Here is a 15,732-nt window from a genome sequence, read left to right on the forward strand (position 1 = left end):
ACTGAATTTGTAGCATCCGCAGCGCAATCCCCGTAAAGTGCCTAAGTACCAAACGAATGGAAGCTCCGTGAGCATTCGAACGGCCGAATACCCCAGGCCGGATTATTTCCTTCTCCACCTCAGCGACACGCACCTGCTCGCAGACGGCAACCGTCTGTATGGCAGCGTAGACAGTGCCGCACACGTTCAACGGTTGTTTGCGGGTGTGGAGGCGTCGGGCAGCAAGCCGGATGCCATCATCATCACCGGCGATCTGGCCGACAAAGGCGAACCCCATGCCTATGCGCAACTGCGCGGCATCGTGGAGCCCGCGGCCGAACGACTCGGCGCCAAGGTGCTCTGGGTGATGGGCAACCACGACAACCGGGCGAACTTCCGCACCGAGTTGCTCGGCCAGGAGCCCAGCCTCGCGCCGATCGACCACGTCGACTACGTCGGCGGGCTGCGCATCATCACCTTCGACACCACGGTTCCGGGCAGCCACTACGGCGAGATCTCCGAGCGCCAGCTCGAGTGGCTCAGCGAACAGCTCAGCTTCCCGGCGCCGGACGGCACCATCCTCGCCATGCACCACCCGCCCGTGCCGAGCATGCTCGACCTGTCGGTGTCGGTGGAGCTGCGCGACCAGGCCAGCCTCGCGCAGGTGCTGCGCGGCACGGATGTGCGCAGCATCCTGGCCGGGCACCTGCACTACTCGTCCACCGCGACCTTCGCCGGCATCCCCGTGTCGGTGGCCTCGGCCACCTGCTACACGCAGGACCTCAACGTTCCCGTCGGCGGCACCCGGGGCCGCGACGGCGCCCGGGCGTTCAACCTCGTGCACGTCTACGCCGACACCGTGCTCCACTCGGTGGTGCCGCTGGGCGAGTACGAAGCGCTCGACTACATCGACCCGGCCGAAAGCGCCCGGCGGCTGGCGGCATCCGGCATCGAGATCATGCCTGCTGGGTCTCTGCCCGCGTACCGCGAGCCGCCAATGACCAGGCCGATCCCGGTTCTGCGCTGACGTCGCCCGCCATCGCGGCGGAGCCGGTGCCGAGCACGCTCTCGATAAGAGTGTCCTCGCCGTGCTGGCTCTCCGCGATGACACTCTCGCGCTCCCACGGCGCCACGATCGGGAAGTAGCGTTCGAGGAAGTCGGTGACGGCCTCGGTGCGCACCTCGTCGGAGATCTCGGGGAAGCTGCCATCGTTGAGGCAGAACATGTCCTGATCGCGACGCTTGAGCAGCTTGCTCATCTGGCGCAGGGCCAGCTTGAGGGTGGTCTCCACGTAGAGCGAGCGCGCCTGGGTCTGCTCCACCGCCCGGCCGGTGGCCAGGGCGTAGTAGTGGTACAGCGAGTTCGTCACCGAGATGTCGGTGGCAGAGCGGAACCGGCTCTTCATGGTGCGGGTGAAGTCGTCGGGGAACTCCGCCTCCATCTCCTGCATGACGCTCTTGCGCAGCGGCGCGGCAGTGTGCTCCAGGTGCCGGGTGGTGACCTTGCCGAACTTCTCGCGCAGCAGCGCCCGGTTCACCCGGGCGGCGTTCTCGAACCCGCTGCGGGTGGGGTCGTTCTCGCCCAGGCCGATGCGGGTGGGAGCCTCGATGAACTTGGTGATACCGCCGGGCGAGAAGAACAGCTCCGGACCGATCGGCCGGCCGAAGAACATGTCGTCGTTGGAGTAGAGGAAGTGCTCCGCGAGCCCGGGGATGTGATGCAGCTGGCTCTCCACGGCGTGAGAGTTGTGCGTGGGGAGCCCGCTGGTGTCGGGAAAGAAGTCTTCGCTATTCATGATGGTCACCCGCGGGTGCTCCACCAGCCACTCGGGAGCGGGCGAATCGGTGGCAATGAAGATACGCCGCACCCACGGTGCGAACATGTACACGCTGCGCAGGGCGTATTTGAGCTCGTCGATCTGCCGGAACCGGGCATCCGAGTCGTCACCCTCGCCCACCACGTACGACGCCATGCGTGCGGCGCGAGCCTTCTGGAAGTCGGTGGACGACCCGTCGACCCAGGAGAAGACCAGATCGATGTCGAAGCTGATGTCGCTGACGAGGTCGTCGAACATGTTCTGCAGGGTGCGCCAGCTGCGGCCGAACAGCTCGACCGTGGTCTCCCGCGCCTCGGAGCGAGGCAGGCGCTTCCGCATCAGCACGTTCTCCACGGGGGCGATGATCTCGTCCTCGCCGAAGGTCCAGAGTTCGAGCTGGAAGGCGGTCTCGGCGCCGTAGCGGAGCCGGCCGATGGGTTCGATGCGCGGCTGGTAGGCGCGGAAGACATCGGACTTGCGCAGTTGGGCCAGGGCCCCGTCGGCGAGCAGCCCGGCCCGGGCCTCGTCGTTGTCGAGCGGCTTGATATAGAACGGGGTGTCGGAGAAAGCGTTGCTCAGGATCTTGCTGATCTGCTTGCGTCGTTTGCGGTTGACCGCGATGACCGGGCGGTCGTGGTCGCCGCGCACGAGCAGGTACTCGATGCCGGCGGCGTCGAGGGCGGCGCTCAGGGCGAGCAGGTCGATGACCATGGACTCGTGCGGGGTGAAGTGCCCGTTGATGAGGGCGATTTCGCCCTTCCGTACGACGACGTCGTCGCGGTCGAAGCGGCGGGTGCGCTCGTCGAGCGACAGCAGAACGGGTTCGGGTTCGTTGCTCAGAGAGAGGATGGGCATGGACGCGGTGTCCGGAGCCGGTTCGTCGAAGGGTGCCGGCAGGGCCTCGGAGAAGCCGCTGCCTGAGGCGTTGCGAGCGTGTCGTGCGGAATCGGTGCGGTCAAAGCGAGCCATGGTCCTCCTTGGAGCAATAGCGTGGAACGGGGAACAGCTGCAGTCGGGCTGCGATTCAGATGCGGTGATTCGTAACAGGTTGTCGAGAGGAATCCGTTGGGCGGGCATCCATGCGCCAGGCCCCGGAATGTGCGCCCGGGTTTCCCGGGCATCCCCCGCACCGCACCAGACCGGGTATGAAGCCCGCTGGGAACAGTGTCGTAAGACCTAGTGTACGTCGTGCGCGCCGTCCTCTCGCGACCCGCGCCGGGCCGGGGTTCCGGGCGGCCCGACGAGGCCGGTCAGACCAGGTCTGCAGTCTCCGTGACGGGCAGCCGGCAGACGAAATCCCGGCACTGGTAGGCGGTGGGCACGCCGTCGCGGACACCACGGTGGGCGAACAGGTCGAAGCCTGCCGCCGCCCAGTCGCGCCCCTGCTCCTCGGTGACCACGGCCACGAGGCCGCTCCGACGCCGGGCCGCGTCGACCAGGCCGCCGGGCGAGGTGGCGCCGACCGGGGTCGCGCCGGTCGCAGTGGCGCCGGCCGCCGGACTGTCCGGGGTCACCACGACGAGTTGCCGCACGGACGAGGTGAGCGCGTCGACCAGGCGCAGGGCGGCACCGAATGCGAGCGGGTTGAGACTGCCCGACCCCACCAGGCGCACCATCGCCGCTGTTGCGGCCTGCCGGTATCGGGCCGCCCCGGTGAGCACGTACAGCCGCCAGGCCGCGGCCGCGATGGCACTGAGCCCGGACGGGTAGGCGCCCTCGGAGGGGTCGGTCGCCAAGTCGAGGCCGTGACCGGTGAGCACCGGGTCGGCGCCCTCCGGCGCGACAAAGACCACCGACGTGAGGTCGGGCAGGGTGCGGTCCACGAGTTCGCGCGCCGCGACCGCGTAGCGCACCTCGCCGGTGGCCGTCGCGAGGTCGAGCAGACCGGCCGCGAACATGCCGTAGTCCTCGAGCGTGGCCACGGCACTCGAGAGCCGGCCGTCGATGGATGCGCGCACCAGTGCGCCGTCCTCCCGGCGGTGCAGCTCCAGCAGCCGGTCCGCCGCCCGGCGGGCCAGGGTGAGAGCGGTGTCGTCGTCCCAGGCCGCTCCGGCGAGCGCGAGCGCGCCGATCGCGAGGCCGTTCCAGCCGGTGAGCATCTTGGTGTCGAGGGCCGGCGGCACCTGCTCGTGCCGGCTGTCCTCGTCGAGGGCGTAGTAGCCGCCCTCCACGCGCACGCCGTCCACCGTGCTCTCCGAGTCCTGGGCGCTGGCGAATCCGCCGTCGGGCAGCTGCAGTACCTCGCCGAGGAACCGCACCAGCCCCTCGCTCACCAGCCGGGCCCACGCTTCGCCGGTGAACATCCACGCCCGGGTGTACAGCTCGAGCAGCTGGGCGTTGTCGTAGAGCATCCGTTCGTAGTGCGGCTCGCTCCAGTCCCGGTTGACGGCGTAGCGGAAGAACCCGCCTTCGACGGAGTCGCGGAGGGGGGTGGCGCCCAGCCGCTTGAGGGTGCGCAGGGCCAGGTCGCGCCCGTCGGCACGGTCGAGCAGCAGCGCCAGGGTGGGCGAGGCCGGAAACTTGGGGGCGCCGCCGAAGCCGCCGTAGACCGGGTCCTCGGCGGTGGCGAGCAGGTCGACGCTCTCGGCGAGCCGGTCCTGGCCGGGCAGCTCCCCCCCGCCCGGGTCCGGCGCCGCCTGGGCGAGGGCGTCTGCCAGTCCTGCGGCGCTGTCCTCCACGGCGTCGCGGCGGGTGGTCCAGGCATCCGTCACGGCGGCGAGCACCTCGCGAAAGGCCGGGTGCCCGGGCATCGGCGCGGGCGGCGAATAGGTGCCGGCGTAGAACGGCCGGCCGGCCGGGGTGACGAACACGTTCAACGGCCAACCGAGGTTCTGGGTGAAAGCTCCCGCGGCCGCGAGGTAGCTGGCGTCCACATCGGGGTGCTCCTCGCGGTCTACCTTGATGCTCACGAAGTTCTCGTTGAGATAGGCGGCGATCACAGGATCGCTGAAGCTCTCGCGGGCCATGACGTGGCACCAGTGGCAGGTGGAGTAGCCGATGCTCACGAGCACCGGCACATCGCGGGCGCGCGCCTCGTCGAACGCGGCCGCGCTCCAGGGTTGCCAGTCCACCGGATTCTCGGCGTGCGAACGAAGATATGGGCTGATGGCGTCGGCGAGGCGGTTCGTCATCCCTCCATTGTGACTCGGCCGCCTCCGCGCCCGCTGGTCGTGCAGCGATTCATGCGGTGTTCGCGGCTGCAGGCCGTTCCGCGCCGCTGCCCGCAGGTGCCGCCCCACCCGCGAGTTGCCGCATATCGCCCCCTCAAAACGGCCGAAGGGGCACTCTGCCGCAACTGGGTGCTGCGTGCGCGCGGATTCGTGCCGTCGGAAACCGGGTCGCACGAGAGGCTTGCCGCGCCGGATTGCTGCTGTGAGACTTGAGGGAGAAAGGGGCGCGATGAAGATCTGGGCACGGGTTCCGGGCAGAGGCGCGAATTCCCGTGCGTTCTCGCGGCGCGGCAGCCCTGATCGGATCGAGTGCCGGCCATGATGACCCTCGCCGAAGCCGCGGCCCTGCTCGAGGTCGCGGTCGATGCGCATCCCGAGCAGGTTGAACGCGCGTACCGCTACCAAGCGCAGCAGTCACACCCGGACCGGATGACCTCAGCCAGCCCGGCAGAGCTGGCCGCCGCCGCCGCTCGGTTCGACAGGTTCACCCAGGCGCGCGCACTGCTGCGCAAGGCCGACGCCGAACGGATGCGCCCCTCCCCCGCCGACGCGCAAGCGGGGCGCCCCGCGGCTTCAGGCGCATCCGCCGCACCGGGCCGAAACTCGGCCGACGGCTCCGCCTGGGCCGATCCGAACTGGGCGGCCGACGAGCCCTACGAACCTGCACCGCCTGCCGGACCGTGGCTGTTCTGGGTGTGGACGGGCCTGTTCGGGCTCGCCGCCGCGATCTCGTACCTCGGCGGGCCGCTGCCGCAATCGGCGGCCGACCTGTGGCTGCGGGTGGTGCCGCTCGGGCTGGCCAGCGTGGCCTTCGCCCGCACCGGCCGGCCGGTGTTCCTCGGAGGAATCCTGGTGTTCGGGGCCGCGACGGCTGTGCTCACGGTGCTGTTCGCGTCGTTCGGTCCGCTCGTGACGCTGCAGCTGCTCATCGCACCGGTGCTGGGGCTCGTCGCGCTGGGCCGGCCCAAGCAGCTGCGCCGCCGTTTCGGCCCGGTCTCGACTGCGCCCCCACCGCGCCCGGTCGGCTGAGCGACTGAGCGACTGAGCGGCTGAGCGACTGAGCGGCTGAGCGACTGAGCGACTGAGCGACTGAGCGACTGAGGGCAGCGCGAGACCGCCGTGGTCAGAGCGGCGCAACCTCGAGAAGGAGTTGCCGGCGGCGTTGCACCCGGGTCCAGATCACGAAACCGGTGATGGTGAACGCGCCGTAGAACAGGTAGAGCACGGCCGAGGCGTAGTAGCCGGCACTGATCAAGAGCGGCACCCCGACGATGTCGACCGCCACCCAGATCAGCCAGAATTCGGTCCAGCCGCGGGCCATTCCGTAGGTGGCTAGCAGCGACCCGGTGAAGATCCAGGCATCCGCCCACACCGGTTCGAACGACCCGAGGGCCCGGAAGATCGGCGTGAGCACGAGGGTACCGGCGACCAGGCCCACACCCAGGCCTATGCGCGCCCGGGCGCCGGCCCAGTGCGGGGCGACGGCGGCCGTGCCGGTGGAGCGGCTGCGCGACCATTGCACCCAGCCGTAGACCGACACCACGATGAACATGACCTGCCGGCCGGCCTGGCCGAGCAGGTTCACCGGATTGGGGGTGCCGAACACGGCGCCGAGGAACACCGTGAAGAGCAGCGCGTTGCCGACAATGCCCACGGGCCAGGCCCAGAGCTTGCGGCGCATGCCGCCGACGGCGCTGGCGATGCCGAAGACGTTGCCGATGATCTCCCGCCAGAGGATGGTCTGGGTGCCGATGTGGAGCTGGGCGTCGAACAGCCAGGTGATCAGGGACACAGCACAACTTCTCTCTCGGATGGTTCGCATCCGTGCACGTCCCAATGTAAGCCGCTGAGGCGGGTGGCTATTCCCCGCGCGTCACCAGACGATCGCGGCAGAGTCGGCGGAGAGCACGGCGGGCAGGCTGGCCCGCACCAGCGGCAGGCCTCGGCGGATGGCCTGGTCGATGCGCTCACTCAGCTCGGTGTTGGTCACCTCGTAGTTGGTGAAATCGGCGTCCTTGGCGTAGACGCCGATCGGCAGGGTGAGCGCCTGGAAGAAGCTGAACAGCGGCCGGAACTGGTGCTCGAGGATGAGCGCATGCCGGTCGCTGCCGCCGGTTGCGGCCAGCAGAACGGGCTTGTCGACGAGCGAGTACTGGTCGACGAAGTCGAAGACGTGCTTGAACAGGCCCGTGAACGAGGCCCGATACACCGGCGACGCCACGATGAGCAGGTCGGCACCCTCGATACGCACGAGGTCGGCTTCGGCCGCGGCGGAGAGCTCGTCACGGCGCAGCGCCCCGGAGAACTCGCGGCCCACCTGGCTGAGCTCGATCAGGTGCACGTCGATCGACAACTCGCGCTCCAGCGCGGCAACGATCGCCCGCACCAGCGCGGTGGTCTTGGAGGGCGCGTGCAGGCTGCCGGAGACGGCGACGACGTTCAGGGTGTACGACATGCTTCGACGCTAAGTGCCCGCCGCGGATGCCGCCACCCGCACCGACACACGGCGTAAGACGGCGGATGCTGCCGGCGCCGCCGCATCCGCCGCCCACGCCGCTCGCACGCCAGTCGAGTTGCCACATTGTGCCCTCTCGCGCCGCCCCAATGGGCATCATCTGGCAAGTCAATTGGCGCGGTCGCCGTGACTTGCCAGAAACGGCCCCTTCCGAAGCACGGAAGGGGCCGTTAGTGGCAAGTCACGAGCCGGGTGGGGCTAGTTGACGTCGTTGGGGTGCGAGCCGACCCGGCCGCCCCGCTCGAGGGCCGTGATGGTGGCCAGCTCGGTGTGGCTGAGCTCGAAGTCGAAGACGTCGAAGTTCTCGATCATGCGCTCACGGCGGTTGGACTTGGGGAAGACGATGTTGCCGCTCTGCAGGTGCCAGCGGATGATGACCTGCGCCGGGGTCTTGCCGTGTGCCTCGGCCGCGGCGGTGACCACGCCCTCCTCGAGCAGCGGGTACTTGCCCTGGCCAAGTGGGCCCCAGGCCTCGATGTGGATGCCGTTGGCGCGGGCGAACGCGGTGAGCTCGGCCTGCTGGAGCGCAGGGTGCAGCTCGATCTGGTTGACCGCGGGCACGACATCCGTTTCACTGAGCAGGCGCTCCAGCTGCGGCACCAGGAAGTTCGACACACCGATGGAGCGGGCGCGGCCGGACTCGCGGATCTTCTCGAGGGCCTTCCAGCTCTCGACGAACTTGTCGTTCGCGGGAGCGGGCCAGTGGATGAGGTAGAGGTCGACGTAATCCAGGCCGAGCTTCTCCAGGCTCGCGTCGAAGGCATCCAGCGCCGACTGGGTGCCCTGCTTGTCGTTCCAGAGCTTCGTGGTGATGAACAGCTCGGAGCGGTCGATGTTGGAGGAGGCCAGTGCCTGACCCACGCCCTCCTCGTTGCCGTAGATGGCCGCTGTGTCGATGTGGCGGTAGCCCACCTCGAGCGCGTCGGTGACGATGCGGGTGGTCTCGGTCGGGTCGACCTTGAAGACCCCGAAACCGAGCTGCGGGATGGTGTGGCCGTCGTTCAGGGTGATGAGGGGTACAGAATTCGTCATCCAACGAGCCTACGGAGCGCGCGGCCGGGGCGCACGTCACGCACGCCGACAGCGTAATCCGCGGCTTTGTAGGCGTCGCCACCACACGCTGGCCGAGGCCCGATGTCTGTCTCGACGGCGCCACCACACGCTGGCCGAGCTTGTCGAGCTGTGGGGGCGCTTCGCGCCCGGGTGGTCGGCGGAAGCGCACTTCCTTAGGAGACCCCGTGACCGTGCCTACGTTCCGAGGGCGGCTCACGAGGTCTACTTCGACAGGCTCAGCACGGCGTCGACAAGCTCGACCGACGAGACAGGCGCGGCCTCGTAGACCGCGTCGACCTAGTGGTAGCGGCGGCCCTCGTCGCGGCGGAAGAGCAGCAGGGCCAGGGCGAAGGTCGCCGCGGTCCAGACCAGGATGCCCACCCATACCCACGGCTCCAGCTCGCCGCCCTGCACGGCCCAGATCACGAACTCGCGGGCCTGCCGCGACGGCAGGAACTTGGACAGCGTGTCGAGCCAGTCCGCGAAGAGGTACGGCGGCAGGAACAGCCCGCCTGCGAACGCCAGGCCAAACATGACGATCTGCACCACGGCGATGGCGGCCTTGGACGACATCGAGTAGCCGATCGAGATGCCGATGAACATGAACGGCAGCGCCGAGATGCCCAACGCCACGATCCCCGCGAGAATGCCCAGGGCGGATGCCTCGGCGGCCGTGAACAATGCCCCGATCGCGATCACGGGGAGGATCGAGACCAGGCCCATCAGCCCGGTGGAGCAGATCTGCCCCAGCACCCGGGAGATGCCCGGCACCGGCAGGGTGCGCAGGTAGGGGTCCCACGGCTGCTCCCGGTTGGCCGAGATGTTCAGGCCGAAGCTGAACAGCGAGTTCGACATCAGCGCGAAGACGCTCAGCGCGATCACCGCCTGGGTGGCGAACTCCGGATTGTCGGCGACGGTGCGCTGCGGCACCACGAAAAACAGCAGCGACAGCCCGGGAAACACCAACGACCCGATCAGGGCGGCCGGGATGCGGAAGGTCTCGACGAGGATGATCCGGGCGTGCACGAGTGTGAGGGCCAGGATGCCCGTCCGCCCGCCGAGAACCGGGCCGCGGCCGCCGGTGCCGGGCGCGGTGCCGGCCGGGGTGGGGGTGAGAGTACTCATCGGTTCATCTCCTTCTGGGCGGAGCGCACAGCGGGGTCGTGATCGTGAATTGCCTCCGTGGCGGGCCGGGCTGGCTGCCCGGTGGCGGCATCCGTCGCCCCGGTAAGGGTGAGGAACGCCTCTTCGAGGGTGGCGCCGCGCACGGTGAGGTCGGTGAAGGGGATGCCGGAGCGCACCAGCTCCACGATCAACCGGTCGCTGTCGTTGGCGTAGAACGTGGTGCTGCCGTTGTCGCTGAGGTCACGGCCCACCACGCCGGGCAGTCCACTCACCCGGTCGGGCTGGTCGGTCACCAGGCGTACCTGGCGGAGCGAGACCTGGTTGATGACCGCGGTGACGGTGTCATCGGCGATCACCCGGCCGTGCCCCATCACGACCACGCGTTCGGCGAGCGCCTCGATCTCCTCGAGGTAGTGGCTGGTCACGACCACGGTGGCGCCGCGGTCGTGCTGCCGGCGCACGGCGTCCCACAGGGTGCGGCGGGCATCCACGTCGAGCCCGGTGGTGGGTTCGTCGAGCAGCACCAACCGCGGCTGGCCCACGAACGCGAGCGCCACACTGAGCCGACGCTTCTGGCCACCCGACAGAGCGCCGGTCTGGCGTTTGAGCAGGTCCCCCAGGCCGAACTCCTCGGCCACGGCCGCGGTGCTCAGCGGCTCCTCGAAGTGCCGACCGACGAAGTCGATGACCTCGCCCACCCGCAGTGTCGGCGGCAGCGCGGTCTCCTGAGGGGTGCCACCGAGCTTCTGGCGCATCCGGTAGTCGCCGGGCGAGCCGCCGAACAGCGTGACGGTGCCGGAGCTGGGCTTGCGCAGCCCCTGCAGCATCGTGAGCACGGTGGACTTGCCCGCGCCGTTGGGCCCGAGCAGTCCCAGGATGCTACCGGAGTGGATGTCGAGGGTGACATCGTCGACGGCGAGTACGTCGCCGAAGCGGCGGGTGACGTGATCGAGCCGGGCTAGAACGCTCATGCGGATTCTCCCAACAGCCCGCGCAGGGCTTCTCGGTAGTCTTCGAATGCGCGCCGGCCCGTGCGCGACAGGGCCAGATAGGTGGCCGGGGTGCGGCCTTGGTGCGACTTCACGACGTCGACGTAGCCGGCGTCTTCGAGCTTGCGCAGATGCGTAGACAGGTTGCCGGCGGTCATGCCGAGCAGTTCCTGGAGGCGGGGAAAAGCGATCTGGTCGCCCACCGGCAGCGTCGCCAACGTAGCACTGATCTTCAGCCTGGCAGAGGCGTGGATGACGGGGTCGAGTTCGTCCATCGTCAGCGGTTCGCTCGGCGCCGAATTGTGAGCGTACCGGCGGCGACCAGGAACGCGCCGCCCACTCCGAGGGCAAGAACGAGATCGTTGCCCGGAGACCCGGCGAAGGTTGACGCGGCTCCGACCGTGAGCAGCACGAGGCCGAGCACCAGCTGGGACACGTCCCGCCAGAGGGCCGCGCCGCCGAGGTAGATGGTGCCACACATCAGGGCGTACGCGGCCGGGAAGTAGAGGTTGGCGAGTTCGGGCGAGAGGCCCTGGCTGATCAGGCCGGTGCCGACCATCGCAAATGCCGTGCCGCAGGCCGACCAGGACACCCCGTAGACGGCGCCGGAGAAGGTGGAGGTGCCGCGCACACCGCGGTTGATGCGAATTCCCAAGACGGCCGACGCCACAATCGACACCACCAGCATGATGATGAATACCGGCGTGGCCACGTAGGCCGGAATGGTGAACCACGGATTGCCGTCCACGTCGCCCGACCAGAGGGCCAGGAAACCGACGAACCAGGTGATGCCCCAGATGAAGTACATCCAGATCACCGGTGCCTTCTGGGCGTTCAGCACCTCGCGCTGCTGGCTTTCGAGCAGCGCGAGCATCTCGCGAGGGTCCCCCATTGGCTCGTCGACGTCGGCGCCAGCAGCAGTTCTGTTGTTGTCCATGAGTACTTTGTAACACAAACTACTTTGCGCCACAACGTTTTATCCCGAAGTGGGCTGTGCCCGCGAGGCAATAACATGGAGGGCTAATGATTCCCGTGAACATCACCTTCCCGCCCGAGTTGCCGATCAGCCAGCGCCGCGATGACATCGCGCGCGCCATCCGCGACAACCAGGTCGTGATCGTCGCGGGATCCACCGGGTCGGGCAAGACCACCCAGCTGCCCAAGATCTGCCTGGAGCTGGGGCGCGAGAGCATCGGCCACACCCAGCCGCGCCGGCTCGCGGCGCGCACCATCGCCGAGCGCATCGCCGAAGAACTCGGCCAGGAGGTCGGCGAACTCGTCGGCTACCAGGTGCGCTTCACGGACCGGGTCGGCGCCGACACCCGCATCAAGCTGATGACCGACGGCATCCTGCTGAACGAAATCCACCGCGACCGGATGCTGCGGAAGTACGACACCATCATCATCGACGAGGCCCACGAGCGCAGCCTCAACATCGACTTCCTGCTCGGCTACCTGCAGCAGCTGCTCCCCCAGCGCCCCGACCTCAAGCTCATCATCACGAGCGCCACCATCGACCCGGCCAGCTTCGCCAAGCATTTCGCGGCCGCCGACGGCACCCCGGCACCCATCATCGAAGTCTCCGGCCGCACGTACCCGGTTGAAATCCGCTACCGCCCACTCGTGGCCGAGGCCGCGATCGACGACGACGACGAACTCTCGGATGCCGCGCCCAGCGTGGACAGGGACTACATCGAGGGCATCTCCGCCGCGCTCGACGAGCTCGAGCGGGAGTCCAACGGCGACGTGCTGGTATTCCTTTCCGGCGAGACCGAGATCCGCGACGCCGCCGACGCCCTGCAGGGCAAGTTCGCCGGCGGCGATCGCACCAGTCCCACCGAGGTGCTGCCGCTCTACGGCCGGCTCTCCTCAGCCGACCAGCACAAGGTGTTCCAGCCCTCCACCGTCGCCGGGGTGCGGCGCCGCATCGTGCTGGCCACCAACGTGGCCGAGACCAGCCTCACCGTGCCGGGCATCCGCTACGTCATCGACGCCGGCACCGCCCGCATCAGCCGCTACAGCGTGCGCTCCAAGGTGCAGCGGCTGCCGATCGAGGCCATCGCGCAGGCCTCGGCCAACCAACGCTCGGGCCGCTCCGGCCGCACCAGCGACGGCATCGCCATCCGCCTGTACAGCGAAGAAGACTTCACCCGCCGGCCCGAGTACACCGAGCCGGAAATCCTGCGCACCAACCTGGCCGCGGTCATCCTGCAGATGATCTCGCTGGGCCTCGGCGACATCGCGCAGTTCCCGTTCCTCACCCCGCCGGACTCACGGAATATCAAGGACGGCCTCGACCTGCTCACCGAGCTCGGAGCCGTCAAGGCCGTCGTGGCCCCCACCGGCACACCCACCGAAGACCCGAGCCAGGCCGGCGGCCGGTCCGGGCGTGACGGCGGGCGCGGGCGCGGCGGGCGCGACAACGGAGCACGTGGCGGGCGGATGGCCGTGACGGCTGGCACGCACAGCCTCACCCGGGTGGGCCAGCAGCTGGCCCAGCTGCCCATCGACCCCCGGTTCGGCCGCATGGTGATCGAGTCCAAGGTACAGGGCACCAGCCGCGAGGTGATGGCCATCGTGGCCGGCCTCACCATCCAGGACGTGCGCGAGCGCCCGCTCGAGCGGCGCGGCTCCGCGGACGAGAAGCACGCCAGGTTCGCAGACCCCACCAGCGATTTCCTTTCGCTGCTCAACCTCTGGAACTACCTCGAAACGCAGCAGAAGGAGCTCGGCTCCAGCGCGTTCCGGCGGCTGTGCAAGAACGAGTACCTCAACTACCTGCGGGTGCGCGAGTGGCAGGACGTCTACAAGCAGCTCCGCCAGCTGGCCAAGCCGCTGGGCCTCCACATCGGCGACCCGGCCGTGAATCCCGACGGCATCCACCGGTCGATGCTCTCCGGCCTGCTCTCCCACATCGGTTTGAAGGACGTGGCCAAGAAGGACTACATCGGCGCCAGGCAGCAGCGCTTCGTGCTCTTCCCGGGCTCCGCACTGGCCAAGAAACAGCCCAACGCAGTGATGAGCGCCGAGCTCGTGGAGACCAGCCGGCTGTTCGCCCGGATGAACGCCGTCGTCGACCCGGCCTGGGCCGAGCAACTGGCCGGCGACCTGTGCAAGCGGTCGTACTCCGAACCACACTGGGAGAAGAAGCAGGGCGCCGTGGTCGCCTACGAGCGCGTCACCCTCTACGGCGTGCCGATTGTGCCGCGCCGCCGGGTGCAGTTCTCTAGGGTCGACCCGGCCTACGCGCGCGAGCTATTCATCCGGCACGCCCTCGTCGACGGCGAGTGGGACCTCGACCGGGTCGATCAACGGGTCACCGCCTTCGACCGGGCCAACACGGCCCTTCGCAAGGAACTCGCGGAGCTCGAGGAACGCACCCGGCGCCGCGACATCCTATTCGACGACGAAGCCGTCTTCGAGTTCTACCACCGCCGAATCCCCGCCGAGGTGCACAGCACCCGCACCTTCGAGACCTGGTGGCGCGTCGCCCGCGCCCAGACGCCTGACCTGCTCACCATGACGGCCGAGACTCTCGTGCCCGAGGACGCTCCGGAGATCGACGAGGCGCTCTTCCCGCCGTCCTGGCAGCAACGCGACCAGCGCTTCGCGCTGAGCTACCGGTTCGAACCGGGCGCCGAAGACGACGGTGTGACCGTGCAGGTGCCGCTGGCTCTCTTGGCCCGGGTCTCCCCCACCGGCTTCGACTGGCAGGTGCCGGGGCTGCGCGCAGACCTGGTCACGTCGCTGATCAAGTCGTTGCCCAAGGCCATCCGCCGCAACGTCGTGCCCGCCGCCGACTGGGCCGTGCGCCTGCTCGCCGAGCTGCCCCCGGCCCCCGGTGTGGTGGGAAGCTCGCTGGTTGAGCCTGTCGAAACCTCGCAAGGTGCCTCGAATCGCACCAACACTCACGGCGACTCGTCCGACCCCTCCTTCGCCGAAACCCTCGCCGCCCTCATCCAGCGCCTCACCTACGTGCCCGTCACCGTGCGCGACTTCGACCTCTCCCGGGTGCCGGCGCACCTGCGCATGACCTTCCGGGTGGTCGACGAGCGCGGCAAGAGCGTCGCCAGCGGCAAAGACCTCGGTGAACTGCAGCGGCGCCTGGGCAACAAGGCGCGCGAATCCGTCGCCAAGGCCTCCGCCGCCGTGCCCACGAACGCTATCGAGCGCTCGGGCCTCACCACCTGGGACTTCGTCGAGCTGCCCCGCTTCATCGACACCAAGCAGGGTGACAACACCATCCGCGGCTACCCCACCCTGATCGACGACGGAACGTCGGTAAGCATCCGCATGATGAGCACCGTTGACGAGCAGGCCCGCACGCTGCCCGGCGGCGTGCGCCGACTGCTGCTGCTGGCGACCCCCTCGCCGGTGGCCTACGTGCAGCAGCACCTCAAGGGCGGCGAGAAGCTCTCTTTGGCCACCAGCCCGTACCGTTCGACCCAGGCCCTGTTCGACGACTGCCTCGCGGCCGCCGTCGATGATGTGCTCTACCGAGTGCGGCCCGACGGCCAGGTCTTCATGAAGGCTGAATTCGACACCATCCGCGACCGGGTCTCCGGGGTGGTGATGGACTCGATGTTCGAGACCGTCGGCCTCGTGGCCCGCATCCTCACGGCCTCACGAGCCGCCGACAAGGCGCTCAAGGCCTCCACGAGCATGGCCCTGCTGGCGGCGCTCACGGATGCCCGCGAGCAGCTGAACGGGCTGGTCTACCCCGGTTTCGTCAGCGCCACCGGTCTTGCCCAGCTGCGGCACCTGCCGCGCTACCTCGGCGGCATCAGCGCGCGCATCGACAAGCTCCTCGACAACCCCAACCGAGACCGGGTGTGGATGAACGAGGTGCAGTCCGCCACGGCCAAGTTCACCGAGGCCGGCGGCCGCATCCCGTTGCCCGAGACGGCCGCGCCGAACCTGGTGCGCGCCCGCTGGATGATCGAGGAGCTGCGCATCAGCCTCTTCGCCCAGGAGCTGCGGGCCGCGGAGAGCGTCTCCCTCCAGCGCATCCAGAAGGTCCTAGCCTCCTAGCCCCGTCTCACGAGGTCTCGACGAGCTCGACCGACGAGGCGGGGCGTTCCGCG

At 68.8% G+C, this 15,732-nt stretch carries 12 protein-coding genes; 3 read left to right on the forward strand and 9 right to left on the reverse strand.

Annotation, left to right across the window (positions count from 1 at the left end; all coding sequences use genetic code 11):
• The first annotated feature begins 67 nt into the window (after positions 1–67).
• Positions 68–1,006 (forward strand): phosphodiesterase, encoded by a 939-nt coding sequence (locus tag KY500_RS11355; protein WP_219900673.1) that lies wholly within the window; start codon positions 68–70, stop codon positions 1,004–1,006.
• Here the strand turns inward: KY500_RS11355 and KY500_RS11360 are convergent.
• Positions 936–2,651 carry a stealth family protein gene (locus KY500_RS11360; RefSeq protein ID WP_219903414.1) on the reverse strand — a complete coding sequence of 572 codons (1,716 nt, stop codon included), beginning with the start codon at positions 2,649–2,651 and terminating at the stop codon, positions 936–938. The two genes, KY500_RS11355 and KY500_RS11360, sit on opposite strands and share 71 nt — an antisense overlap.
• Before the next feature lie 395 nt (positions 2,652–3,046).
• Complete coding sequence (locus tag KY500_RS11365; RefSeq protein ID WP_219900674.1) at positions 3,047–4,927, reverse strand: thioredoxin domain-containing protein; 1,881 nt, start codon at positions 4,925–4,927, stop codon at positions 3,047–3,049.
• A gap of 357 nt (positions 4,928–5,284) precedes the next feature.
• Between KY500_RS11365 and KY500_RS11370 the strand changes: the two genes are divergently transcribed.
• On the forward strand, positions 5,285–5,995 hold the full coding sequence (locus KY500_RS11370) for a hypothetical protein (RefSeq protein ID WP_219900675.1): 711 nt from the start codon (positions 5,285–5,287) through the stop codon (positions 5,993–5,995).
• A 94-nt stretch (positions 5,996–6,089) separates the two neighbouring features.
• On the opposite strand, the gene pnuC is transcribed toward KY500_RS11370, so the two are convergent.
• From pnuC to KY500_RS11405, 7 genes are all read right to left on the reverse strand, one after another.
• Complete coding sequence (pnuC, locus tag KY500_RS11375) at positions 6,090–6,788, reverse strand: nicotinamide riboside transporter PnuC (RefSeq protein ID WP_370626801.1); 699 nt, start codon at positions 6,786–6,788, stop codon at positions 6,090–6,092.
• Positions 6,789–6,839: 51 nt separating this feature from the next.
• Positions 6,840–7,421: an FMN reductase gene (gene msuE / locus KY500_RS11380; protein WP_219900677.1), complete on the reverse strand. Its 582-nt coding sequence runs from the start codon at positions 7,419–7,421 to the stop codon at positions 6,840–6,842.
• Positions 7,422–7,679: 258 nt separating this feature from the next.
• Entirely contained in the window at positions 7,680–8,513 is an 834-nt protein-coding gene (locus KY500_RS11385) for an aldo/keto reductase (RefSeq protein ID WP_219900678.1), read from the reverse strand.
• A 318-nt stretch (positions 8,514–8,831) separates the two neighbouring features.
• Positions 8,832–9,659 carry an ABC transporter permease gene (locus tag KY500_RS11390; RefSeq protein WP_255579215.1) on the reverse strand — a complete coding sequence of 276 codons (828 nt, stop codon included), beginning with the start codon at positions 9,657–9,659 and terminating at the stop codon, positions 8,832–8,834.
• Positions 9,656–10,630, reverse strand: a complete 975-nt coding sequence (locus KY500_RS11395; protein WP_219900679.1) for an ABC transporter ATP-binding protein — start codon at positions 10,628–10,630, stop codon at positions 9,656–9,658. The genes KY500_RS11390 and KY500_RS11395 overlap by 4 nt, the downstream gene beginning before the upstream one ends.
• Positions 10,627–10,923, reverse strand: coding sequence for a transcriptional regulator (locus KY500_RS11400; RefSeq protein ID WP_219900680.1), 297 nt, complete (start codon positions 10,921–10,923; stop codon positions 10,627–10,629). Before KY500_RS11400 ends, KY500_RS11395 begins: the two co-directional genes overlap by 4 nt.
• Before the next feature lie 2 nt (positions 10,924–10,925).
• Entirely contained in the window at positions 10,926–11,585 is a 660-nt protein-coding gene (locus KY500_RS11405) for a hypothetical protein (RefSeq protein ID WP_219900681.1), read from the reverse strand.
• Between the two features lie 86 nt (positions 11,586–11,671).
• On the opposite strand from KY500_RS11405, the gene hrpA reads away from it, so the two are divergent.
• Positions 11,672–15,679, forward strand: a complete 4,008-nt coding sequence (gene hrpA / locus KY500_RS11410; RefSeq protein WP_219900682.1) for an ATP-dependent RNA helicase HrpA — start codon at positions 11,672–11,674, stop codon at positions 15,677–15,679.
• Positions 15,680–15,732 lie beyond the last annotated feature (53 nt).

It is taken from the genome of Cryobacterium sp. PAMC25264 (genome assembly GCF_019443325.1).
Classification (GTDB): domain Bacteria; phylum Actinomycetota; class Actinomycetes; order Actinomycetales; family Microbacteriaceae; genus Cryobacterium.

What these genes read in the sequence shown, in the direction of transcription:
- KY500_RS11385 (WP_219900678.1), bottom strand. Translation starts at nt 8,513, where the DNA reads ATGACGAATTCTGTACCCCTCATCACCCTGAACGACGGCCACACCATC.
- KY500_RS11400 (WP_219900680.1), bottom strand. Translation starts at nt 10,923, where the DNA reads ATGGACGAACTCGACCCCGTCATCCACGCCTCTGCCAGGCTGAAGATC.
- KY500_RS11370 (WP_219900675.1), top strand. Translation starts at nt 5,285, where the DNA reads ATGATGACCCTCGCCGAAGCCGCGGCCCTGCTCGAGGTCGCGGTCGAT.
- msuE (WP_219900677.1), bottom strand. Translation starts at nt 7,421, where the DNA reads ATGTCGTACACCCTGAACGTCGTCGCCGTCTCCGGCAGCCTGCACGCG.
- hrpA (WP_219900682.1), top strand. Translation starts at nt 11,672, where the DNA reads ATGATTCCCGTGAACATCACCTTCCCGCCCGAGTTGCCGATCAGCCAG.
- pnuC (WP_370626801.1), bottom strand. Translation starts at nt 6,788, where the DNA reads ATGCGAACCATCCGAGAGAGAAGTTGTGCTGTGTCCCTGATCACCTGG.
- KY500_RS11360 (WP_219903414.1), bottom strand. Translation starts at nt 2,651, where the DNA reads ATGCCCATCCTCTCTCTGAGCAACGAACCCGAACCCGTTCTGCTGTCG.
- KY500_RS11395 (WP_219900679.1), bottom strand. Translation starts at nt 10,630, where the DNA reads ATGAGCGTTCTAGCCCGGCTCGATCACGTCACCCGCCGCTTCGGCGAC.
- KY500_RS11405 (WP_219900681.1), bottom strand. Translation starts at nt 11,585, where the DNA reads ATGGACAACAACAGAACTGCTGCTGGCGCCGACGTCGACGAGCCAATG.
- KY500_RS11390 (WP_255579215.1), bottom strand. Translation starts at nt 9,659, where the DNA reads ATGAGTACTCTCACCCCCACCCCGGCCGGCACCGCGCCCGGCACCGGC.
- KY500_RS11365 (WP_219900674.1), bottom strand. Translation starts at nt 4,927, where the DNA reads ATGACGAACCGCCTCGCCGACGCCATCAGCCCATATCTTCGTTCGCAC.